The sequence below is a fragment of the Pectobacterium sp. F1-1 genome (assembly GCF_025643735.1).
Taxonomy (GTDB): domain Bacteria; phylum Pseudomonadota; class Gammaproteobacteria; order Enterobacterales; family Enterobacteriaceae; genus Pectobacterium; species Pectobacterium colocasium.
The window spans coordinates 2782511-2804701 of sequence record NZ_CP104733.1; the positions used below are offsets into that span (position 1 = coordinate 2782511).

General features: G+C 49.8%; 19 protein-coding genes, 1 tRNA gene and 6 pseudogenes. 17 read left to right on the forward strand and 9 right to left on the reverse strand.

Annotation, left to right across the window (positions count from 1 at the left end; translation table 11 throughout):
* Window positions 1-6: 6 nt before the first annotated feature.
* On the reverse strand, window positions 7-1272 hold the full coding sequence (locus NAL19_RS12185) for a metallophosphoesterase (RefSeq protein ID WP_317630323.1): 1266 nt from the start codon (window positions 1270-1272) through the stop codon (window positions 7-9).
* A 78-nt stretch (window positions 1273-1350) separates the two neighbouring features.
* Here NAL19_RS12185 and NAL19_RS12190 point away from each other — a divergent pair, with 78 nt between their 5' ends.
* The gene (locus NAL19_RS12190; RefSeq protein WP_263057479.1) at window positions 1351-2124 is read left to right on the forward strand and encodes a DeoR/GlpR family DNA-binding transcription regulator; all 774 of its coding nucleotides are present in this window, start codon (window positions 1351-1353) and stop codon (window positions 2122-2124) included.
* A 47-nt stretch (window positions 2125-2171) separates the two neighbouring features.
* On the opposite strand, the gene NAL19_RS12195 is transcribed toward NAL19_RS12190, so the two are convergent.
* A complete protein-coding gene (locus NAL19_RS12195) occupies window positions 2172-2963 on the reverse strand; it encodes an HAD-IIB family hydrolase (RefSeq protein ID WP_263057480.1) in 792 nt (263 codons plus the stop codon).
* A gap of 134 nt (window positions 2964-3097) precedes the next feature.
* Between NAL19_RS12195 and NAL19_RS12200 the strand changes: the two genes are divergently transcribed.
* From NAL19_RS12200 to NAL19_RS12260, 13 genes are all read left to right on the forward strand, one after another.
* Entirely contained in the window at window positions 3098-4153 is a 1056-nt protein-coding gene (locus NAL19_RS12200; RefSeq protein ID WP_263059708.1) for a cation:dicarboxylate symporter family transporter, read from the forward strand.
* Between the two features lie 322 nt (window positions 4154-4475).
* A tRNA-Val gene (locus NAL19_RS12205) sits at window positions 4476-4552 on the forward strand.
* A gap of 227 nt (window positions 4553-4779) precedes the next feature.
* Complete coding sequence (locus NAL19_RS12210; RefSeq protein ID WP_263057481.1) at window positions 4780-6624, forward strand: tyrosine-type recombinase/integrase; 1845 nt, start codon at window positions 4780-4782, stop codon at window positions 6622-6624.
* Between the two features lie 375 nt (window positions 6625-6999).
* Entirely contained in the window at window positions 7000-7938 is a 939-nt protein-coding gene (locus NAL19_RS12215; RefSeq protein ID WP_263057482.1) for a LysR family transcriptional regulator, read from the forward strand.
* 441 nt (window positions 7939-8379) lie between these two features.
* Window positions 8380-8592: an AlpA family transcriptional regulator gene (locus tag NAL19_RS12220; protein ID WP_263057483.1), complete on the forward strand. Its 213-nt coding sequence runs from the start codon at window positions 8380-8382 to the stop codon at window positions 8590-8592.
* 30 nt (window positions 8593-8622) lie between these two features.
* The gene (locus NAL19_RS12225) at window positions 8623-8811 is read left to right on the forward strand and encodes a hypothetical protein (RefSeq protein ID WP_263057484.1); all 189 of its coding nucleotides are present in this window, start codon (window positions 8623-8625) and stop codon (window positions 8809-8811) included.
* On the forward strand, window positions 8795-9055 hold the full coding sequence (locus NAL19_RS12230) for a type II toxin-antitoxin system HicA family toxin (protein WP_263057485.1): 261 nt from the start codon (window positions 8795-8797) through the stop codon (window positions 9053-9055). The genes NAL19_RS12225 and NAL19_RS12230 overlap by 17 nt, the downstream gene beginning before the upstream one ends.
* Window positions 9048-10772, forward strand: coding sequence for a ParB family protein (locus tag NAL19_RS12235; protein ID WP_263057486.1), 1725 nt, complete (start codon window positions 9048-9050; stop codon window positions 10770-10772). Before NAL19_RS12230 ends, NAL19_RS12235 begins: the two co-directional genes overlap by 8 nt.
* Before the next feature lie 11 nt (window positions 10773-10783).
* Entirely contained in the window at window positions 10784-11344 is a 561-nt protein-coding gene (locus tag NAL19_RS12240; RefSeq protein WP_263057487.1) for a DUF2857 domain-containing protein, read from the forward strand.
* Window positions 11344-12558 carry an STY4528 family pathogenicity island replication protein gene (locus NAL19_RS12245; RefSeq protein WP_263057488.1) on the forward strand — a complete coding sequence of 405 codons (1215 nt, stop codon included), beginning with the start codon at window positions 11344-11346 and terminating at the stop codon, window positions 12556-12558. Before NAL19_RS12240 ends, NAL19_RS12245 begins: the two co-directional genes overlap by 1 nt.
* Before the next feature lie 278 nt (window positions 12559-12836).
* Window positions 12837-13655, forward strand: a complete 819-nt coding sequence (locus tag NAL19_RS12250) for a PFL_4669 family integrating conjugative element protein (protein WP_263057489.1) — start codon at window positions 12837-12839, stop codon at window positions 13653-13655.
* Window positions 13652-14212 carry a DUF3158 family protein gene (locus NAL19_RS12255; protein WP_263057490.1) on the forward strand — a complete coding sequence of 187 codons (561 nt, stop codon included), beginning with the start codon at window positions 13652-13654 and terminating at the stop codon, window positions 14210-14212. Before NAL19_RS12250 ends, NAL19_RS12255 begins: the two co-directional genes overlap by 4 nt.
* A 61-nt stretch (window positions 14213-14273) precedes the next feature.
* Window positions 14274-14675: a single-stranded DNA-binding protein gene (locus NAL19_RS12260; RefSeq protein ID WP_263057491.1), complete on the forward strand. Its 402-nt coding sequence runs from the start codon at window positions 14274-14276 to the stop codon at window positions 14673-14675.
* Between the two features lie 224 nt (window positions 14676-14899).
* Here NAL19_RS12260 and NAL19_RS12265 read toward each other — a convergent pair.
* Window positions 14900-15327, reverse strand: a pseudogene (locus NAL19_RS12265) (transposase); the annotation flags it as partial.
* 74 nt (window positions 15328-15401) lie between these two features.
* Here NAL19_RS12265 and istA point away from each other — a divergent pair.
* Window positions 15402-16097, forward strand: a pseudogene (gene istA, locus NAL19_RS12270) (IS21 family transposase); the annotation flags it as partial.
* An 87-nt stretch (window positions 16098-16184) separates the two neighbouring features.
* Here istA and tnpC read toward each other — a convergent pair.
* Both tnpC and NAL19_RS12280 read right to left on the reverse strand, forming a co-directional pair.
* Window positions 16185-17646 (reverse strand): annotated as a pseudogene (gene tnpC, locus NAL19_RS12275) (IS66 family transposase).
* A gap of 54 nt (window positions 17647-17700) precedes the next feature.
* Window positions 17701-17772: pseudogene (locus NAL19_RS12280) on the reverse strand (IS66 family insertion sequence element accessory protein TnpB); the annotation flags it as partial.
* Window positions 17773-17775: 3 nt separating this feature from the next.
* Between NAL19_RS12280 and NAL19_RS12285 the strand changes: the two are divergent.
* A pseudogene (locus NAL19_RS12285) lies at window positions 17776-18397 on the forward strand (IS3 family transposase); the annotation flags it as partial.
* 3 nt (window positions 18398-18400) lie between these two features.
* Window positions 18401-18643 (forward strand): annotated as a pseudogene (locus NAL19_RS12290) (Tn3 family transposase); the annotation flags it as partial.
* A 264-nt stretch (window positions 18644-18907) separates the two neighbouring features.
* On the opposite strand, the gene NAL19_RS12295 reads toward NAL19_RS12290, so the two are convergent.
* The 4 genes from NAL19_RS12295 to NAL19_RS12310 are packed head-to-tail and all read right to left on the reverse strand — an operon-like array spanning window position 18908 to window position 22168.
* Window positions 18908-19399: a DUF2165 family protein gene (locus NAL19_RS12295; RefSeq protein ID WP_263057492.1), complete on the reverse strand. Its 492-nt coding sequence runs from the start codon at window positions 19397-19399 to the stop codon at window positions 18908-18910.
* Complete coding sequence (locus tag NAL19_RS12300; protein WP_263057493.1) at window positions 19393-20469, reverse strand: 3-oxoacyl-[acyl-carrier-protein] synthase III C-terminal domain-containing protein; 1077 nt, start codon at window positions 20467-20469, stop codon at window positions 19393-19395. Before NAL19_RS12300 ends, NAL19_RS12295 begins: the two co-directional genes overlap by 7 nt.
* Window positions 20470-20697 carry an acyl carrier protein gene (locus tag NAL19_RS12305; RefSeq protein WP_263057494.1) on the reverse strand — a complete coding sequence of 76 codons (228 nt, stop codon included), beginning with the start codon at window positions 20695-20697 and terminating at the stop codon, window positions 20470-20472. It abuts the gene before it with no gap.
* Complete coding sequence (locus tag NAL19_RS12310) at window positions 20687-22168, reverse strand: AMP-binding protein (RefSeq protein WP_263057495.1); 1482 nt, start codon at window positions 22166-22168, stop codon at window positions 20687-20689. Before NAL19_RS12310 ends, NAL19_RS12305 begins: the two co-directional genes overlap by 11 nt.
* Window positions 22169-22191: the final 23 nt, after the last annotated feature.

The window sequence follows — 22191 nt, forward strand, 5'->3', positions numbered from 1 at the left end:
AACAACCTACAGCGAAGATGAACGGAGTATGAACTGGGTAATTTCGGCTCGTTTCCCTAAGCGGATCGGAAAGCCGTTCCACAGGCCCGCACCATTGCTCACGTACAAATGCATGCCATCCACGTCATAGCTGCCAGACACATAACCTTCATTCGCCAGCTGTGTCACCCAGTGCATGCCCAGCACTTGGCCACCGTGCGTATGGCCGGAGAGCTGTAAATTCGCACCGGCACGCGCATTCTCTTTCGCCCCCGTTGGCCGATGGCTGAGCAGAACAACGGCGCTATCTGGCGAGATTCCATTGAGCGCCGCGCCGATATCCGGCAGCGGCTGTTGAAAATCAGCGGCGGTACGATCGGTGATGCCAGCCAGTACAAACGCGGCATTATCGCGACCGATCGACACATGTTCATTGAGCAACAGACGTAAACCCAGCGCATCCAACCGCTGCACCCATGGCGTATATTCCACGTAATATTCATGGTTGCCCACGATGGCAAACACGCCGTGTGGCGCAGTCAGGTTACGTAGCGGTTCCATATCCTCGTATCGAGCATTCACGGTGCCATCAGCCAGATCGCCAGTAATCACCGTCAGATCGGGCTTAAGCGCATTGGTTTTTGCCACCACAGCCTCCATCCAGGGGCGCTGTAACAGACGACTGGCATGTAAATCGGTTAGCTGTACTAGCCGGAAACCATCCAATTCGGGCGGTAGCTGCTTCAGTTCGACGTCTACCGTGCGAACGTCAGGAACACGCACTGCCTCCCAAACGCCGATAGCCGCTAACCCCATCGCCACGACGGCAATGCCGCCACGCAGCGCCCTATTGTTTAGCAGAACATCCCCAGCCGAGCGGGATAAAAAACGCCCCACAATGCCAAGCAGATCAGCAGCCAACAGCAGAAATGCGGATATCAGCAGCGCGCCAAACGCCCACCCCAGAAACATCAGGACAAACGCGGGCACTTCCGGCGACGCCATCGTACCAAAAAAGGTACGCGTAATCAGATGATGCTGCGAAGCCAACAACACTAACACCGCCAGTATACGCTTGGCGGACACACCGACACGCAGACGCCAAACCAGACGCCAGATAACATAGAGGGCGATAAGCCCGGTAATGACATGAAACACGGATGTTTTTCTCTCTTTATCGGTGATATTGGTATAGTAACGCGTAAATTTTACACTATGACTCACACATTGCAGAGCAACACAGTAGAGAGGTTGTGTTGCCAGAAATGGCGGATTACCATGGCGCGATTCCATGCGGTACACGGCACTAACAGCAGTGAAGCCTGCCATCGGCGGCTGGTGACGCATGATTTTGATTAACCAAGGACATTTATGTTCGATTACACCGACTTTCCCGAACAACGGCAAGCCAAAATCCGGCAGATCCTCAGCGAGGAAGGCAAAGTCGTCTGTGCCCAGCTCTCACGCGAATTGAACGTCTCTGAGCACACCATACGGCGCGACCTGAAGGAGCTGGCACTATCCGGTGCCTGTAAGCGCGTCTACGGCGGTGCGGTCATTATGCCGCCAGAAGCCATCGATTTTGCCAGTCGAGCGACTATCGATGCGGTCCAGAAAGATCGCATCGCGCAGGCCGTTATCCCACTGATAAAATCGAATAGCTGCGTCTTCTTTGACACCGGCACCACCAATCTGGCCGTGGCGAAGCAACTCCCGCCAGGCCTGAAGTTTACCGCCGTGTGTAATTCGCCCATTATCGCGACAGAATTGATGCAGCACCAGGATGTAGAAGTGATTTTTCTTGGCGGAAGGATCCAGAAAGAAGTCGGCAGCGCAATTGGTATTGATACGCTTCGGCAGCTAGAGAAGATGTATTTCGATCAATGCCTGCTGGGAGGTTGTGCCTTTGACGTCAATGAAGGTCTAACCGTTTTTGAATATGACGATGCAGAATTCAAAAAGTGTCTGGTCACCCGCAGCAGCGAAGTGATCGTTGCGCTGACCGCCAATAAGATGTCTGCTCTGGCGCGCTATCGCGTCGCTGGGTGTGATGAGATCGCCGCGCTGGTGACCGATGATGAAATTGCCCCTGCCTGCCAAAGTGCATTAAGCGAAAAAAACCTGGATCTGATTATTGCCAGATAACACAGCGGTAGCCCTAGCGGCTGCCGGATCGGTTCACACGGTTCAATTCATGAAAGCAGCAGCTTTATCGTGTTGAGTACTCCATCATCGTCATTGCTGCGGGCAACAAAGTTCGCCGCGGCTTTGGTTTCCTCAAACGCATTGCGCATCGCAAAACTGTAAGCCCCACGGCTCATTAGCTCAATATCATTGTAGCCGTCGCCGAACACCATCGTTTCCTGTGGCGTAATCGCCAATTTTTCCTGAAGGATGTCGACGGTGTGCCCTTTGTGTACACCGACATTCGCAATGTCGATCCAAGCCGCTTCAGAGACCACGATATAGACATGATCGTGGAACGCATCGAGATACTTCGCCGTCTCATGACAGTTCCCTTCCGGGTCATAAACTGTGATTTTCACAAAGTCATCAGTCACGGCAGCAAAGCTGGAGATCAGCGTCACGTTGGTGTACGACTTCCTTATCTTTTCCAGTAAAGCTGGGTCGATCGTTTCTCTGACCATTGCACCATGTGGGGTACAGCCGATGACCACATGCCGATCGTCTACGCTTTCCAGAACGCCAATCAGACTCAAGGCCAGACGGTTTTTAATGAGCGACTGGTAAACGTACTCTCCCTGATACTTGATGCGCGTCGCGCTGTCTCCCAGAATCCAGATATCTTTTGCAACATCGCCAAAAAGTGCCTCGACCCGCTCGCACTGCTTACCCGTGCAGACAGCAAACTGCACGCGCTTCTCTTTCATTAACGCATACACGTCGGCAAACAAGGTTCTGTTGTAGTCGCCATCGCTGTGAAGAAACGTGCCGTCCAGATCGGTAATTACCAACTTGATCATTCCACTCCCCTTACAGATTTACGTACACGTATAGTCGCAAGTCAGGCTGTGAACAGCCTCTCTGAACAAAGAAAATATCAATTTTACTCGGCGACATCTTTCTGAAACTCATCAAAACCGCCGTTGCGCCACTCATCTTTTTTACCGTGGTGCATGGCATCGCCTCCGCTGGAGATATCAAGAAAGTAGGAAAAATCGGCGTGCGTGCGCTGATCTATTTTGAACTGGTGTCGACCTTTGCCCTCGCACTCGGCCTCGGCTGGGCAAATCTCATTGACATCGGTTCTGGCATTCATGCTGATAATGTCAGCAAGACGGCCACCGCCGCCGTTGACTCTGCCATAGCAAAAGGCCACATGCCGACCACCACCATGGATTTTATCTACGCTATTTTCCCCGATAATTTCATTGGAGCCTTTACTGGTGGGCAGCTTTTACAAGTGCTGGTGATCTCACTGATTTTCGGTTTCGCTTTGCTTGCTCTTCCTCATGAAAAACGCAGCGTGATTGAAAATGGCATGAACCGCATTTCGGAATGTTTCTTCGAGTTCATCAATTTGATCATGAAATTAGCGCCGATTGGCGCCTTCGGTTCCGTCGCTTATGCAGTGGGAAGTAACGGCAGTAGCGTGCTGCTGTCGCTATTAAATCTGGTATTGATGTTCTATGCTGCGGTCGCTTTTTTCATCATCGTTATTTTGGGCTGCATCTGCCGATTTGCAGGATTCAGCCTTACCCGCTTTCTTAAATACATCCGCGATGAGATCGTGATTGTGCTGGGAACGGCGTCGTCCGAAAGTGCCTTACCTCGGCTGTTGCAGAAACTGGAGCGTTTTGGCTGTTCACGACAGAGCGTAGGGCTGATTCTCCCGACAGGCTATGCATTTAACCTCGACGGAACCAGCATTTACATGTCGATGTGTACGCTGTTTATCGCCAATGCCTATGGTGTCGACCTGAGCTGGCAACAGCAAATGGGCATTTTGCTCATCATGCTGGTGACATCAAAAGGCGCCGCAGCCGTCTCTGGCGGCAGCTTCGTGGTCTTCGCGGCAACCGTGGCGACGGTAGGTAATTTACCACTAGAAGGACTGGCGCTGATTTTCGGTGTCTATCGCTTTATGTCGATGGCAATTGCCTTGTGCAACACGATAGGAAACAGCGTGGCCACTATCGTCGTTGCAAAATGATGCGGTGAATATTCGCCCCAGCCTGACGCAACCCAGGACCGTTCTCTCCTTACCCAGGAGACTCGCCCTGCTCGCTAATCACAAGCCAGCAGAGGACGAGATCGGAAAATGACAGACATCAGCCATGACGACACACTGCGTCATGGCTGAGTAGTAAACCTCAACGCACGAATTCGGCTAAACATTCAACACTTGAAAGAGGATAGTCAACAAAGCGCTTGCCACCGACATCAGAGCCGTCCATAATAGCGCCCATTCCAAACGCTGGAATGAAGAAAAGCATTCTAATCAAAACGTTACTGATTAAGATGTTATCTCCTGTACGACCGTAGCTCAGTTGGTTAGAGCACCACCTTGACATGGTGGGGGTCGGTGGTTCGAGTCCACTCGGTCGTACCAATTCATGTTCTATAGACGTATATTGATGTCTATGACACGCTGAAAAGAAGAAGAAATTCATCTTTTTCTATTCCAGTAAAATCTATCGAAATCCACTCAAATCCGATCACTTTAAGTACATGTTTAAGTCCATTTGAATGCGGGTGATTTCGTTTCCAGATTGTTACTGTTAAGCAATACCACCGAGAACCAAAATTCAGCTCTGATGCTAATCAGGAGCGATGATAATGGTACTTTCTGCTATAGCTGTTCGCCAAGCAAAAGCAATTGGCAAAGCCTATACACTCCCAGATGATAATGGCCTTTCGCTTTCGGTCTCTCCAAGCGGTGGGAAATCTTGGCATTTCCGCTATTACTGGCTAGGTAAACAAAAGCGCCTATCTCTTGGCACCTATCCCAAAGTGTCACTACAAGAAGCTAGAAACCTGCGGGATGAAACGAGAGCTTTGTTAGACGCAGGAATAAACCCTCAAGCCGCTCGTAAACAAAAACGCTATGCTATCCAACTAGCTGTCGAAAATAATTTTGAATCCGTGTTCAAAAAATGGGCTGAATATAGGTCTTTAGAACTAAAAGAAGATAAAAAAGGCACCCTTTCCCAAATTCAGCGAACATTTAATAATGATATCTTGCCCCAAATTGGCAAAATGCCAATTTATGATATCCGCCGTATAGATCTATTAAAAATCTTATCTAAGATTGAAAAACGCAGAGCATTTACAACAGCAGAAAAAGCACGCAGTTGGCTTGGACAATTATTTCGTTACGCTGTGGTGAAAATAGATGGGCTTGACGTTAATCCTGCCACTGATCTGAAGGAAGTTGCTCTACCAAAACCGCCAGAAATTCACAATCCATTCTTACATATGTCAGAGTTACCGTCATTTTTATGTAAATTGCGTAAATACTCAGGCCATGAAAATACACAACTTGGTATTCGTTTATTATTTCTCACCGGAGTTCGAACGGGTGAATTACGTCTTGCTACACCAGAACAATTCGATTTAGATCGTGGACTTTGGCTTATTCCTCCCGAAGAGGTTAAGCAACTACAAAAGAACATGCGAAAAAATAGAAAACGGCCACAGGATATCCCGCCTTATATTGTACCGTTATCTGCACAGTCAATTGAAATAGTCAGATATTTGATAGATAAAATGAAGCCTGCTCAACGTTATCTACTGCCACATTACTATAATTTACAAGAACGTATCAGTGAAAACACTCTCAATAATGCTCTGAAGCGTATGGGATATAAAGATAAGCTAACAGGTCATGGTATACGTGGCACAATTTCAACAGCACTAAACGAAATTGGTTACCCCAAAGTTTGGGTAGATGCCCAACTTTCTCACGCCGATCCAAATAAAGTTAGCTCCGCATATAACCATGCTAGTTACGTAGAACCACGTAGACGCATGATGCAAGATTGGGCTGACAGGCTCGATTTATTAGAGCAAGGATTTGTTGAATCAGCAGTGAAGCATTTGACTATCTATATTGCTGGCATTCCCACCATGCTGGATACAGATAGGAATTTACCAATATCACCACTGGTAACAACACTTCCAGCAATCACCTCTAATCCTGTAGTTACAACTGATGAAGAAGATAACAATAACCAAATATTTCAAAGACTTTCACCTATTCCATTAAAATCTAATGGGGAAGATTCATCCGAAATAGTCATCACAGAAATACAAAAAAAACGCATAGACATGCTTAATATATATGAAAAACCGCACAATCTATCAGTATCCCAGTTTGCCAAACTGGCTGGTAAATCTCGAGACCAAATTAATCGGGAGATAAAAGCAAATAAGTTATTAACAATAAATATTGGCAATCGTGGGCAACGAATTCCTGATTGGCAACTCGATCCCATAAAGCAAAAACTGATTCAGTCAGTACTTAAATTATCAGATAGAGCAGACTCATGGACAATTTATCAAGCTTTATCTAATAAAAATAAAAAACTAGATAACCAGTCTCCTGTTGACGTAGTCAATACTAATAATCTAGACGAGATCCTTACGATCATTAATAAAATCAAAAATATACCCTTCTTTTGACGGGATACCTCATAGAACTCATTGAGTTAAACACTTAATTAAAACCCGCAATACCATGTGGGTTTTAATTAACCTTAAAGTATTAATCAGAGTAATTACTCATAAATCCTATAGTGCACGGCATTCGTACTATTGAAAATAACATCAGCAGTTCCGCAGATCATTGATTAGAAAAAAGATCAACATCACACACCCTATAATTGATTGTATCTTTACTTCCTCCTTCGCGTAGTATTCACCTGAAGTCTCATTGAGTTGCATAAGTGAAACCATCACAAAACAGGGAATGGATTATTAACATCAGATAACCAAAACAAGTTAGTCCTTCTGTTGTTTCAGAAGTCCAAAGTTACTTGTAAAAAGGAGCAATAAAATATGAGGATCCGTCACCTGCATTACTTTCTGGTTGTCGCAGAAGAACAGAGCTTCGCAAGAGCTGCAGCCAGAGTTCATATTGAACCATCACCACTATCCCGTGCGATTAAAGAACTGGAGCAACAGCTTGGTGTTCAGTTGCTGCACCGTCACAAAGGCCGTATTCGGCTTACCTGGCCTGGGGAGGTATTCCGCGAGGAAGCTCAGCGCATTGTTAACTTTATCGAAAACGCCAAAACACGTGTACATTCTGCAGCAAAAGGTTACAGAGGCAGGCTCCGTATAGGTCTATGCGACAGTCTGGCTCAGCCCCGGCTGACACAATTATTTGCCCGCTGCCGGGAAGAAGAGCCACGTACAGAGATACGTATAACAGAGATGTCCGTCAACGAAATGCTTCATGCCCTGGCTCACGACCAGATAGACGCAGGATTCACTATTGATGATGTCAGCCTATCCGGCTACACCAAACAATCGGTCTGGAGTGAGCGTCCCGCAGTCGCCATTCCTCGTAATCACCCTCTTCTTTCTCTTGAGTTTATCTCTGTCGCCGAAGCGCTTCGCTACCCTCTAGTACTATGCCATCCAGAACGATGCACCGGGGGATATAACATCATCCGACGCTGGTTTAATGACACATCTCTACCACAACCGAATATTGCTGAATATATTTCCGGCCATGAACCGATGCTCATGCTGGTAGCTGCAGGATACGGTATCGGCATAGGGCTTGAATCACAGCTCTCATTGTATAACCATCCAGACGTGATTATCCGCGCAACGTCTTACGATATCCCAGACTCATCGACAAATATCATCACGACAGAAAAATATTACTCGCCGGAGTTGGAACGCTTTATCAACCGTGCGCTTGAAATTGGCGAATTGCAATCTGCCCACATGTCGACAGTCCCTACAGAACTACATTCAGATGGGTAAGTTGCACCAGTTAATGCCTTACTTTATTTGTCTGCCATATGACCGACACTGTTAGTGTCTGTTATCGTCATGTCCCCTCAATTTTCTGATGTGTTTCATTTAACACCAATCAATCAAGCGAATAATAAGCAATCATATAATTCGCATGAAATCTGACATTTTCAGTCCTGTGAACGACAAAATAGAACCCATTGAACTGGGTTCTATTTCATATGCAAAAACACCGACAACTGAAACACTTTACCGTCATTTATTCTTCATAAACATTGCCGGACGACGAACCGGATAAGCGCTGGCGAATATATCCAGTAATCCCTGTTTTTCAGTCAGCTAAAAAACCGTAACCAGCACATCCCTATTGTTTGATGAAACGGAATGATGAGGTCTTTTTAATAGCCATCACACCTCATAAACGCTACCAAGCACCAAGGAGTGACGATAATGAACGCGGAAATCACGACACAACTATCAGAGCGCCGTATTTTACGGCGCCCAGAAGTTGAGGCTAAAACCGGATTCAAACGCGCCCATATCTATAACCTGATGAAAGAAGGCAAATTTCCCAAGCCAATACGCCTCGGTGTACGGGCAGTAGGTTGGGATTCGGTCGAAATTGATCGGTGGATCACTGACCGTCTGAAAGAACGCATCTGACTGCTCCAGTCATACGATAAGGAGCAACTCATGCAAACAATTTTTGTTAGTTCAATAAAAGGCGGTGTCTGCAAAACCACTGCAACCAATACCGATTCATCAATCGTACTGCCTGAACCTGAAATCATCCGAATGATGGTCAGTGAATTATGGCATACGGAATTCCATCACATTATCGGAAAAAGCCATGGAGGGACCAATTATGTCTCATCTCCATGAATTAGCCCGAGGCCACAAGCAGTTACTACCGCTGATCGAATACACGCTGCAAGAAGGCTGGGAGGTTGTGCGTACCTCTGGCGGACATCTGAAGTTCACCAAACCGGGTATGCCCCCCATTTTCACCAGCTCTACGGCCAGCGACTACCGCGCCGGGCGCAATGCACGCGCCTTGCTCCGACGCACGCAGAACCAGTTTGCCACTGACGAATCCTCTCCTGACAAGGGAGGCCACCATGCCTGATATTTCTGTACAAGACCTGACCAACAAGCTTTTGAGTGAAGGCTTCGCGAGCAAAACACCGATTACCGGAGTGTTAAGCGCACCTATTACGGAAACCGCCATGGTGGTAACGCTCGACGAACTGTCACCCTATGAGCTCGATCCACGACTGACCCGCAACCCGCTCTACGACGATATCAAAGCCTCGATACACGAGCGCGGACTCGACTCCCCGCCTTCCATCACTCAGCGCCCAGGGGCAAAGGGCTATATCATTCGCAACGGGGGCAATACCAGACTGTCAATCCTGCGCGAGCTCTGGACTGAGACCAAGGATGAACGCTTTTTCCGCATTCCATGCCTGTTCCGCCCATGGCCGGAACGCGGTGAAATCATCGCATTGACGGGGCATCTGGCTGAGAACGAGCTGCACGGTGGCCTGTCATTTATTGAACGTGCCCTGGGCGTCAATAAAGCACGAGAGCTCTATGAAGAAGAGACTGGGAAGTCACTGTCACAGTCAGAGCTGGCCCGCCGCCTCAAGGCCGATGGCTACCCTGTACCCCAGCCCCATATCAGTCGCATGCAAGAGGCCATTCAATACTTGCTTCCGGCCATCCCTACTGTGCTTTATGCAGGATTGGGAAGACATCAGGTCGAGCAGTTGACCAGCCTGCGACGTGCTGCTGAGCGGGCCTGGTCTGCTCGCAGCACCAACACGCATCGCCATATCGACTTCACCACCTTGTTCCAGGATGTATTGGTGATGTTCGACAGTACACCGGGCAATTTCAGTGTCCAGCGCGTACAGGATGAGTTGATTGGACAAATGGCCGATCTGCTGGAGATGGAGTACGACACGCTGGCATTCGAGATCACCGACGCCGATCGTCGTTGGCAGTTACTCAGCAATGAAACACCAGCAGTTGCACCTGGAGCATCGACGCTGAAAGAGACGATGCCATTACCCGTAACGCCGCCTGGAGTCGCATCGGAATCCACGCCATCCAGGAATAATGAGCCATCAACGACCAACAAGGCGTCTGCACAACCAGCATCGCCCCCGGCAGAACCTGCTGGTCATACCCCGCAAGACAAATCTGCGACAGGAAACGACGAACGGGCAGCGCTGCTGCAACAACATGTTGTTTCCCCTACCGGCACAACCGAACGGCTGCAGTCGATTCAGCGGCTGGTCGCCGACCATACTGGCGAGACCTTGCCGGACTTCGAACGCAATGTCTTGCAATCTATCCCTATCCAGGCCGATAGCCTGTATCCGATCACCGATATCTGGCACATTGAGTCATCACTGGATGAACCTTCTCGACTACGCACCCATATTGCGCAGTTTGCCGCAGAAATCGCCCATGAAGTCGGTGCGCAAGATGCTATTGAGCCATACGAAAATGGCATCGGATTCAGTTGTAAATGCGCCGATGACAGTGTCAACACAGATACGTCAGCATCCATGGTGCTGGCGCTGCTGCACGCCCTGAGCGTCCCCTATCTGCCCGCCACACATCCGCTTTCAGATACCGCGTCTTCGATCCGGTTTGGGCTACTCGGGCATTTGTTGCAGGGGATACTGGACGCGAGCAATGACGCAAACGATGCACCACAGCGGCTCAATGACAGTGCACTGGTGAAGCTGTTCCGATTGCTACGGCTGACCCGCAGGCTGATCGACATTGAGAACGGCACACAGGATGACGGCGACGTCATTCCCGGATCATGAGGAGCACAGCCATGACCGGTCCACACCCTCTCAATCAGGCTGTCATCGCACAAGCACTGCATGATCTGCGTAATGGTCAATTGCGCAGAGCCAAGTCCATGGGATTCGATGACACCGACCTCGATGCACTGAAGCATCCTGCCATGGCAAGTGTGCTGGCCAACGCCAACGTGTCCTGGTGCTCCGTCGTGGTCAACCGTGATGTGCTGCGTCGGCTGCTGCATCAGGTCGATGGGGTAACCGAAGAGGTCGTCAAAATTGACAGGTTTCTGCGTCTGGGAGCCAGTACCGAGCTTATCAGCAAGTTCTTCGGGCTCACGCATCAGGAAATCGCGTTGCGCCGCAGCGTGATCGGATTGCCAAAACGCAAAGGCCGCCATCCGGTTCTGAGCGAAGAACAGGATACCAATCTGTGGCACCGCTGGTCTGCTGCTGTTAAGTCACAGCAAATGGCACTCACTGACGATATGGACATGCTGGGTATCGCAGCGGATCTCGCTGAGGCTACAGACCTGCCTCTGTCCGTTATCTGGAGTGCCATACGCGGATGGATTGATGAAGGACAGACCTGATGGCAGGAGGTCAGCCACGCACGAACGGTCCTGTCCGGCTGAATGAGCTGTTCGACCAGGCGTTCTCTCACCTGCAGCCGCCATCTGCGAAGCCGGTTAAAGCCACCTCATCGCCTGTGGCAACGGATGGTTTCCTCTTTAGCGGCAACCACCACGACAGTGTGCCACGGGCACTCCTGATGGACGGGCGGCTGACCCCGCTTGAACGCAACGGCTGGCAAGTCTTCCGGCTGATGCTCGCAGAAGATGGTATCACCGCGATGCCCACGTACGATCAGCTCGCGCCCTGGCTCGCCTCCATGCCGTGCGCGGCCCGAGCGTCTCATGAAACGGTCGCACGCACCCTGAAGATGCTGCGCCTGACCCGATGGATCAGCCTGGTCAGGCGCAGACGTGATCCGCGCACAGGCCGCATTCTGGGCAACCTCTATGTCCTGCACGATGAACCACTCACCCCCTATGAGGCAATCCAGCTTGATGCTGACTATCTGGCGCTGGTCAGCCAGTCTCTGGTTCATGCCAGTAAATCTGTCCAGCGTGTCGGCGTGTATACGCTACAGGAGATGTCCCAGGACGCGATGCTCAGCGGCCAGGTACTGCCAACCCGATTGCAGGTGCTGACACAGCGGCTGTCCGCACAGGGCTGGCGCATGGATTCACGTTACCCACAGGATATGAACGATCACGATTCCGAAGAAGGGACAACGCCCCCGCTTCGGAATGATGGCGACCTGACTTCGGATTCCAAATCAAGCCTGAGCGCCAGCAAAATCAACACACTTCGGAATCCGAAGAGCATCAGTACAGTACCTATAAAAGAAAATAATAAAAAAATACTTACAGTACCGCGTGCGCAAGGGCTTGGGATGCTTCGTTTGCCAGAGCGCTTTATGGCACTCAAGGCTGAGCAGCAATCCGGTGCGCTGGCCGCATTGCAGTCGGTTGAACCCAATTTGCACCAATCCGTCCTTGACGAATGGGATGCCCGATGCACGACAACCACCATTCGCAACCCTGCGGGCTATCTGTTTGGCATCATCCAGAAAGCCCTGCGTGGTGACTTCCGAGCCTGGGCAGGCCAGAAAGACAACACACAGACAACGCCTGCCACCAAACCACGTGAAGACCCCGCCCCACCGCAGCCGCCTGCGGCGAACAGAGATGTCGCACTGGCCCATCTGGCACGGCTGCGCAAATTGCTGGATGCCACCTGACGACATATCCATCACCATCCATGGTCGTCTATACCCTGGGTATAGCTGTACACACAGCCTTCCAGACGATACGCATACGACTCACACAAAAATAGCGACATATCGTCCACTGGCGTCCACCGTCGCCTATACCCCGGGTATAGCGGCACACACACCCTTCCCTCGCAAGGTGTCCGGTGCCTCGCAAAACAGGCTGACCAGCAGTGCGGTTTCATGACTGACGGCCTTCCTGTTAGAGCCGAAGCTGGCGACTCATTTCACTACAGAGAATCATCACCATGGCCAACGAAAACAATGCCACCGAGTCCTTGCAATTGAATCTGGGGTCATTGCGCAGTGCGATGTCACTGACCCTGCATACCCACCACGCGTCGCGTATCTGGCACGGACGCGCAGCCGCAGAAAGCAAACCCGGCATCGTCGGCCTGAACGGATTTGTCTCCATCATGAACAAGCTCAAGCGCGGTGCCGAGCAGGACGATCCCTACTCCGACTGGTGGATGCTGCGCATTGAAGACAAGCTGTCGCTCACCAAAGAACAGCTCCAGAACTTGCGCCAACAAGTGGACCAGGCACTGGCTGACGTACCACCCGCGCTGAGTATTGGTGAAAACATGAATGTGCAACCCGTCAAGCTACCGCTGTTCGTCTCTTCGCAACTGGGCTTTATGGCGGTCTATTTGCTGGCCGACTACGATGATCTTGCCCGCCGCCTGATCCTGGCTCACCACACCGCCCTGATCGACCGCTCAACCCTTGAGCGCTGGCTCAACGACGGAGCACATGCCCTGCGCAGTCTCTTCAGTCTGGCGCAGCAATACCGCTACTCCGGCACCCGGCGCGACGACTTTGCTGCCAACAATGCCGCAGCCCGTGCCGCAGTGGAAAAGTACGGAGAACTGCCGCAGGACGTGCTCGAAGGCACGCGTCGTTCACGCTTCGCCCCCCCCTTGATCCGGCGTGGGCAAACGAACATGGCGTATTCAGGCACCACACATCAAACACCCTCACACGCAGACGAACCTGCTGATGTCCCTGCCAACGCCAGTGGAAACCCAACCGAAGATGCACAGGATAGCGAGGATGACCACGCATGAGCGCATCGACACGTTTCACCCTGCTGGAACAGACCGCCTTCCAGCAGTTGGAACATGCAGGCTACCTAAAAGGCCTTTTAAAACCTTTTAAAGGTAAAGGGGCACTCGAAGTCTGGGCCAGCCAATGCGAGGCACTGCGCGACAATCTGATCGTGCTGGCGCAACGGCAGGTTCTGGCACAGGCACGCAGCCATCCCTTCAACCTGCTACCCACGCAACTGGCCCAGCAAACCACTGGCGCAGGCACCACCTTTCTGCGCTGGCGCAACCTCGATCGCAGCAGTATGGGCGTAGCCCTGTGGCAGGAGATGATGGCCAATCCGGCTACGCCACCCGGACTCATCGACGATTTGCACGCAATGGAAGTCCAGCGTGCCGTGCTGAACATGCAGATTAGCCTGTTGCACACACTCGCACGCCAGGCCAGGGGCTGCGCCAGCAAAGTGGCCCATGCCGACGATATTTATCTGCGCCGGACAGGCCATCAGGCAGATCTAAACCCGCCCCATCCAGAGGGAGACCACATGAAACATCAGGCATCGGCACAACACCGTTGACGGTTTCAACCGGCATTGTCTTTCCAATGCGGGCATTTCACATCAAACAGGAGTCATCACTATGAGTACACATTTCAGCGGCGAGGGAAATATCGGCTCTGCGCCAGAATTCCACGAGTACCCCAACGGCAACGAAGAACCACGTCGGGTGTTGCGTCTGAACGTCTACTTCGACAACCCCGTCCCCGGCAAGAGCGGTGCCTTTGAAGATCGTGGCGGTTTCTGGCGGCCCGTTGACTGGTGGCATCGTGATGCGGAGCAATTCTCTGGACTGTTCCAGAAAGGCATGCGAGTCGTGGTCAGCGGACGTGTGGAGCGCGACGACTGGACCGATGAGAACAACACCCCGCGCACGACTTACCGGGTCAATGCACGCAGCGTTGGCATTCTCCCTTACCGAATCGAGGCCATCACCCTGAGCCCCAAGTCAGGGTCAGCAGAGCCTGGGCCACAGACCGAATAACACATCGCACTTCGGGACGATCCCAGACAGCGGTCGTCCCCTATTCCACTGACGTCTATTGCGTTTCGCGCGCTCCAGCGCAAGAAGCTGACTGCGTAAGCGAGCCGCGCCCAGCATAGACCTTTCTCGGTGCAGACCCAGTCACAGCCACACTCTTGAAACACCTTGAGGCGGGATGTTACCAAAGGTGAAAAATGGGTCTTCCGCAACCTGGGTGGAAGTCACTATGCCAGAGGGCTCATAACTCGCGGTCGCAGTAATTCGAAGCCGGCTCGACCATACATCTGCTGCTTTAGCATCTTCAGACTGTTTACATGGCCTTCGACTACACCATTACTCCATCTGCTACTACTTATTGCTTCGTGTATTGCTGTTGCATCAGCCGCCATCCCGGCCGCTACGCGCTGAAGGTCAACGAGACCGCTTTGACTGACGTCAACGAACCATTGATTTAGCTGGAATTTATTCTTCATCTTCGGCATCTAGTAGAAGTCGAGTAACAGTTGTTGCGCCATTTTCAGTTGCGGTTCTTTCTAGCACATTGACTCGATGAAGCGGGACGCATAGTTTTCTTCTCCTCCGCTCATTCGTCAGGGCATTAACCAGCGACTGCCCGGGATGCTGAGGGGAGCCGCCCTGGTGTTACCAACGGTGCAAAAGTGATCAGCCCCAACGGTTGAAATCTGATCTAGGGGTTAATCTGCTCTCCTGAACAAGGGAGAGCTTATGGTCACTTTTGAGACAGTTATGGAAATTAAAATCCTGCATAAGCAGGGAATGAGCAGTCGCGCTATTGCCAAAAAACTGGGCATCTCCCACAACACCGTCAAACGCTATCTGAAGGCAAAGTCTGAGCGACCAGAATATTCTCCAAGGCTCCGCGCCACTTCAGTTTTGGATGAGCACCGTAGTTATATCCGGATGCCCACCCTTATAAAATTCCCGCTACCGTGATTGAAAGAGAGCTCCGCAAGCAGGGTTACGGCGGCGGGATGACCGTTTTAAGGGAATATATCCGTTCTCTAGCTGTTACCGCTCCGCCGGAGCCTGTTGTTCGCTTCGAAACCTCACCGGGACAGTAAATGCAGGTTGGCTGGGGCAAGATGCGCCACGGTAAAAACCCACTGCACGCCTTCGTCGCCGTTCTGGGTTATAGCCGAATGCTGTATATCGAATTTACCGACAATATGCGCTACGAAACACTGGAAAGCTGCCACCGTAATATTCACCTTCTTTGGCGGCGTCCCGCGCGAAGTGCTGTTCGACAATATGAAAACGGTTGTACTGGAGCACGACGCTTATCAACCAGGCCGCCACCGCTTCCATCCTTCTATCTGGCAGTTCGCTAAAGAAATGGGCTTCGCACCTCGTCTGTGTCGCCCCTTCCAGCCACAAACCAAAGGGAAAGTGGAGCGAATGGTGGTAAGCCTTAAGTGAGCGCCGTATTGACGGCTATTTCTTGGTAAGCTCTACGTTCCATGGCAACAGTTCGGCCACTTTGTTTGAAGGCTACTCCGGCAACACGCACAGGATATGGCGAAGGTAGGCTTCCAGATCGATACCGTTCAGCCTGCACGTTCCGATCAGACCATACAGCAGGACCCGCGATCGCCACCGCAGAAGATATAATTTTTCTTTCCCAGACATACTGCACGTAATGCCCGTTCTGCGACGTTGTTATCAGGCTCTGCCAGGCCACCATTACTGTAGTAGCACAGCGCATTCCACTAATTGAACACATAAGCGAACGCCTCACCTAGCCGGGATTTTTTCGACAGTGCTGCGCTTTTTTCTATCAGTCACTCATGCAGGGATGCCAGCAGCGGCTTGCTTTGGGATTGTCTGGCAGCTAGTCGCTCAACTGCCGGAAGGCCGCGTATGGCTTCTTCGTCACCGATACGCTTCAGAGTTTCCTCTTCTGTCGCCGTTTGGGTGCTTATATACACATCGTGGATTTTTCTGCGCGCATAGACCCAGCAGGCTGCTTCTGTTAACGGGTCACCTTCACGTTCTGCGCTGAACAACCTGTCACAACCAGCGAAGGCATCCGCCTGCAACACACCATGATAGTGTCGAAGATGTTGTTGAGGATGCTTACCCTGCCGGTCTAGCGAGAAGGCGAACCATGCCGCTGGCGGATCTGATGAGCCCGCACTCCGGTCATCCCGTACATACGTCCAGATGCGCCTGGTTTTCGTCTTCTTTATGCCCGGCACCAGTACAGGCACCGGAGTATCGTCCGTATGCAGTTTGTGGCTGTCCATCACGTAGCGACACAGAGCTTCATCCAGTGGTGCCATCAGGCGGCAGCATGCATCCAGTTGGAGAGCAGCGCCCGGCTCAGATCCACGCCCTGACGCACTAGGATTTCTGTCTGCCTGTATAACGGCGTATGCTCACAGTATTTAGTCGTCAGCACCCGGGCCAGCAGACCCGGCCCGGCGATACCACGGTCGATGGGACGTGAGGGAGCAGGTGTTTCAACGATGCAGTCGCATCTGACGCAGGCCTTTTTCACTCTGACCGTGAGGATAACTTTTAGGGCGTTGGAGACCAGTTCCCATTGTTCCGCGCTGACTTCGCTGAGGTATTCCATATCGTTGCCACATTCCGGACAGCAGGTTTCCGCGGGCTCCAGTCGGTGTATCTCACGGGGAAGGTGTTCCGGTAATGGACGACGATGGCGGGACTGCCGCAACTGGCGGGGTACCTGCGGCTCGTCTTCTCGTCCGTTGTAGCGATCGCTTTCCTGCTCCTACTGTTTCAGCAGGGTTTCTGCTTCTTCAACCTGTCGGTGAAGTTTTTCTGAGCGGGTACCGAACAGCATCCGTCGCAGTTGCTCTATTTCGCGCTCTTCGTTCTCTATTTTCTCTTCGGCACGGGTCAGCGCCGAACACAGGAACAACTCAATCTCTGCAACGAGGCTGAGCTGGCTGTCTTTCTGGCGAAGCGCATCTTCCAGCGCGGCGATACAGGCGAGATAGTCCTAACTCATGACCATACTTATAATATGGTCATGTTCTTTTTACAACATTGTCAGTGAGTTAAGGCGAACTGTTTTAGGCTGACGCCAGTCCAGCTTATCGAGGATCATAGCGAATGGAATCACAAACGCGTTCATCGTATTTATTGCTTACTGAAACTGAATTTTCGTCGTTAAAGGAAAGCAACGTTTGCCCATGCGTGATCCAGCACCATTGGCGGCGCCGGAATACCTGAATCAGAGCTGGTCAGTGGATTTTATGCATGATGCACTGGTGTGTGGCAGGCGTTTTCGCACGTTCAACGTGGTGGATGATTTTAATCGTGAAGTGCTGACGATAGAAATTGACCTGAATATCCCGGCACAACGCGTTGTTCGGGGGTTGGACAGGATAGCGGTAAACCGGGGGTATCCGTTAAAGATGCGGATGGATAACGGTCCGGAGCTGGTCTCGCTGACGTTGGCGCAATGGGCGGAAGAACATGAAGTAGCACTGGAATTTATTAAACCGGGCAAGCCAACACAGAATGCGTTTATCGAACGTTTTAACCGGACGTACCGAACAGAAATACTGGATTTTTACCTGTTCAGAACACTGAATGAAGTGAGGGAAATTACAGAGCGCTGGCTGCATGAATATAACAGTGAGCGTCCCCATGAATCGCTGAATAACCTGACGCTGGAAGAGTATCGGCTGATAGCTGAAGACCCGGAAATCTCAAAAAGTGTGTGGAACTAAAACGGGTGCGCTTACATAGTCACTAACGCAGTAGTACTGTGGAACTCTCTTTATATACAAGAAGCGCTTTCACACCTTCACTCAACAGGCGAAGCGCCAGAGGATGAGCATATTGCCCGACTGTCACCACTGATGTACGGTCATATCAATATGCTGGGTCATTATACATTTACCCTGCCGGAAGATATTCTGAAAGGGGAGCTAAGGCCATTAATTTTCATTTTAAACAATGAGTTATCTTATTAACGTGGTTTTTTACACGATTGGACCTCAAACCCCTAATCCCGTATCGTCGGCTGAGCACCGGCGAACTGCTAAAATTGGACGGCTGCCAATAATGAGTGGCCAGCACTGAACCATCGGCCCGCCTCTGCCAAACAATATCGTCAGCCGTTTTAGTACAGATCCATCGCATTGTGCTCTCATTCCGCATATCTGCATTCCATAACGAGAAGAGAAAGCAGCCCGGACATCAGCATAGGTATGCAGCAATAAACACTTAGCAGAATTTTAATAAAAATTAATAAACCCGGCAGCTACTATACCCAAAATGATTAATACAAAATGGGTAATCATTAGCTCACACTGTTTTATATAGTAGGCGAACCATAGACCAACCAAACTTAATGAAAAACCCATTAATATAAATACAGCCAGACCATAGTTACTCCACTCGATGAATAAATCGATACTGCCAGGTATGAATTCCGCACGAATCGTACCAGACACGGCAATAAACAGGAGTAATGCACAAGAAAAGTTAAATAATATAAGTACTACTGCGCCTGCTTTATGCCAGAAAGGATGACCAAGGCGGCGGTTCATCAGAGTTGTAGGCACGGCAGGTGGTGCTTCAATCATTTCCATATTCATAATCCTACCTACCATTTTTTGTGCGCTGGTGAAATCTTTAACCAGACCTATACCTTCCAGTAAATTCCATAAGGCGAGTCCAGAAACAATAACCACTTTAATAACATTGACTCCACTCAGCATTAACATAGCTTTTTACTCCTTTCCATTCCATGGATTAAGTCCTTTTTACTGGCGGCATCATCATACCTGAAAAGTGATGCTCCCCATTTCAGTCCCGTAGAAATAGTACTCATGACAACCTCTGCTCCGGGCTTAATTTTCCCTCTCTGCATCATCAACCGAAGTGACAACAACGGATCAGCGCAACCTACATGCCCTAATTCTGGTAACAGACTAAGATTGCTTCTCTCAATGGGAATACCAATTTGCTGACAAAGGTTTTCTATGCTCTGTTTCCCTTCAAGGGTATGTAATAGAAAAGGAGGAGCATTACGCCACACTGATTTCTCCAATACACGGCGAATAATATTAACGCTGTTATCTGCACGTAATGTTAAAAAACCCATTAAATCTTGCGCAGAAAACTGGTAATTATCCATAATCCGTTCTCGCCCTAATTTATCATTTCTACTGTCACGTCCTTCAGGTAGCAAAGGTAAATGTCCACCACCGTACTCTATGCGCATCATGTCTACATAACGGCAATCAGAGATATCTTCTGTAGCTATAAAACACAATCCAGGCTGATCTGCATATTTCATTGACTCCCCTATTACGCAAGCAACTGCACCATCACTCAAAGCAGCATTCATTAGTCCAAACCTGTCCTGATGTGCATCGCTGATGCGTTGCGCCAGCACCACCAGCCCTAATTTACCTTCTGGCATATCAGCACAAAGTGAAGCTGCTTGCTTCCACACGCTTACAGCAGTGGCACAGCCCTCTACTAAGTTGAGCGTTCGAATCTGATGACAATTAAGCTCTGCTCCGACCTGACAAGCTAAGTCGATACCAATAAAATCGGGAACCCCCGAAAATCCAGCAACAATGAACCCCACCTGTTCTGGTGCAATATTGAACTCTTCCAGTGCGTTTCGTGCAGCTGAAGCAGCCATTAACCGTACGCTCATAGATTCAGTCCAGAATTGGTCATAACCCGCACGGCCTATCGCATCTAACTGTAGCTGATTAGGATGGACAACTTCTTTTAGACTGGTCATTTGCGATAACGAATGGCCTGTACTTAATATTTTCATTTACTTGTCCAGCGGTATCCATTCAATCTCGCCAATCTGGCTGCCCAATAATTGTGCTAAATCTATTGTAATAGAATTATTTTTTTGCAAATTATCCACTATTATCATAGCCATTATTGAATTCCCTCCTAGCTCAATGAAATTATCATCCAGCCTGACATCTGTTTCATTTAGCATGGATTTAATTTCATTGATTATAATGTCATGCTTACTATTTTTACATTCCATAGAATTTCCTTTTTATCTCTGCGCGATCAGATTTCCCACGTGAATTTATAGGCCACTCATTTTGGGTTATGATTAAATAGCGTGCAGGCCTTAACCAAGGAGACATTTTGACACAGGCACTTCTGAGGTCACGAGTGCTTAAATTATTATCCGTCGAAACATTTACGCAAGCTTTTAATATTGGAGGCGTAGTTCCGGATTCCTCCAACCAAACTACCGCCTCACATACACCAGGGATAGATTGAAGGAACTCCTCAATTTCAAGCGGGTCAACTCGAAAGCCATTTATTTTATAGTAACCTTCATTGCGACCAATATAATGCCACACTCCTTCGTTATCACAGCGGCAAATATCACCCGTTAGATAACCCGCAAGTATAGGATCGCGTCCTTCATAGCCGGAAAAAACCTGAGCCCCCAGTAACATTAAATTCCCCGCCCCCTTTTCTCTGCATTCTTCCAAAGAAAAAGTCATATCCGGAAATGGTTTACCAATAGGGATAATATCGGAGGTAAAATCGTCTGAGCTCACCTTCCAGGCTGAACAAAAAACGGTTGCTTCCGAGGGTCCATAAGTATTCAGCAATTGCACTTTAAGTGCATAAAAAGTAGGGAAAAAGAGACGCAGAGTTTCAGCTGTGAGCTTCTCACCACAAAATACTATCAACTTAAGGCATAGTTGATTAAAAAGCGTTGGTGACTGGCCACCAAACAGATAACGAAATTCTGACGGCGTGACTGATAGCAAGTGAACATGGGCCTTTTCCAATGTCTGACGGGTTTGGTCTGGATCGCGTTTCATCTGCTCGCTGATGACTACTAGGCAACCACCATAACTCAGTGCGCCAAACAACTCCCAGATAGAAAAGTCGAAAGATAGATCGTGAATCCACGACCAGTTAAGCCCCTGCTCAACAGGAATTTCGCTATGAGTGTTTTGTAAAAATGCATTAATCTGAGTTATGTGGATTGGTACAAGCTTAGGCTCTCCAGTGGTACCAGATGTCCTTACGCAGTACACCTCATCGCTATATCCGGATCGACGTCCACCATGTATTAAACCAATACACCAATCTCCAGCGAGTGTGTTTTGTAGCTCCTCAAATTTGCATGATGATGAGCAAATTCCTGCGCATCCCGTGTTTGCAGCAAACTGGTACTTTTGCTGTTTATTCATATTTCTTGGTATTGAAATAAATGAAATACCGGATAGCAGGCATGCTAAAACCATCAGATATAGTTCTACTGACCGTGGGCCATCAAGAGCAAGCCGCTGTCCTGACACCATACCCGCCTTATCGAAATATCTTATGATTTGAACTGCACGCTCATACATTTGCTTCCACGTTAAGTGAGTTTCACCATCACTTACTGCCATAGCTTCTGGACTTTCCATAAGCATGCGATTTAGCGAAGTATTGAGCATCTTTAACTTTGTGCTGGCTTGCCTGGGGGTTAATTTCTGCATCATTTTCCTACTCGCCTCTAATTAAT

Bases quoted from the DNA above. Each gene is read 5' to 3' on its own strand.
- NAL19_RS12250 (WP_263057489.1), top strand. From the start codon at position 12,837: ATGGCCAACGAAAACAATGCCACCGAGTCCTTGCAATTGAATCTGGGG.
- NAL19_RS12230 (WP_263057485.1), top strand. From the start codon at position 8,795: ATGTCTCATCTCCATGAATTAGCCCGAGGCCACAAGCAGTTACTACCG.
- NAL19_RS12310 (WP_263057495.1), bottom strand. From the start codon at position 22,168: ATGATGCAGAAATTAACCCCCAGGCAAGCCAGCACAAAGTTAAAGATG.
- NAL19_RS12245 (WP_263057488.1), top strand. From the start codon at position 11,344: ATGGCAGGAGGTCAGCCACGCACGAACGGTCCTGTCCGGCTGAATGAG.
- NAL19_RS12305 (WP_263057494.1), bottom strand. From the start codon at position 20,697: ATGGAATGTAAAAATAGTAAGCATGACATTATAATCAATGAAATTAAA.
- NAL19_RS12195 (WP_263057480.1), bottom strand. From the start codon at position 2,963: ATGATCAAGTTGGTAATTACCGATCTGGACGGCACGTTTCTTCACAGC.
- NAL19_RS12300 (WP_263057493.1), bottom strand. From the start codon at position 20,469: ATGAAAATATTAAGTACAGGCCATTCGTTATCGCAAATGACCAGTCTA.
- NAL19_RS12220 (WP_263057483.1), top strand. From the start codon at position 8,380: ATGAACGCGGAAATCACGACACAACTATCAGAGCGCCGTATTTTACGG.
- NAL19_RS12215 (WP_263057482.1), top strand. From the start codon at position 7,000: ATGAGGATCCGTCACCTGCATTACTTTCTGGTTGTCGCAGAAGAACAG.
- NAL19_RS12295 (WP_263057492.1), bottom strand. From the start codon at position 19,399: ATGTTAATGCTGAGTGGAGTCAATGTTATTAAAGTGGTTATTGTTTCT.
- NAL19_RS12260 (WP_263057491.1), top strand. From the start codon at position 14,274: ATGAGTACACATTTCAGCGGCGAGGGAAATATCGGCTCTGCGCCAGAA.
- NAL19_RS12225 (WP_263057484.1), top strand. From the start codon at position 8,623: ATGCAAACAATTTTTGTTAGTTCAATAAAAGGCGGTGTCTGCAAAACC.
- NAL19_RS12240 (WP_263057487.1), top strand. From the start codon at position 10,784: ATGACCGGTCCACACCCTCTCAATCAGGCTGTCATCGCACAAGCACTG.
- NAL19_RS12235 (WP_263057486.1), top strand. From the start codon at position 9,048: ATGCCTGATATTTCTGTACAAGACCTGACCAACAAGCTTTTGAGTGAA.
- NAL19_RS12255 (WP_263057490.1), top strand. From the start codon at position 13,652: ATGAGCGCATCGACACGTTTCACCCTGCTGGAACAGACCGCCTTCCAG.
- NAL19_RS12190 (WP_263057479.1), top strand. From the start codon at position 1,351: ATGTTCGATTACACCGACTTTCCCGAACAACGGCAAGCCAAAATCCGG.
- NAL19_RS12210 (WP_263057481.1), top strand. From the start codon at position 4,780: ATGGTACTTTCTGCTATAGCTGTTCGCCAAGCAAAAGCAATTGGCAAA.
- NAL19_RS12185 (WP_317630323.1), bottom strand. From the start codon at position 1,272: ATGGAATCGCGCCATGGTAATCCGCCATTTCTGGCAACACAACCTCTC.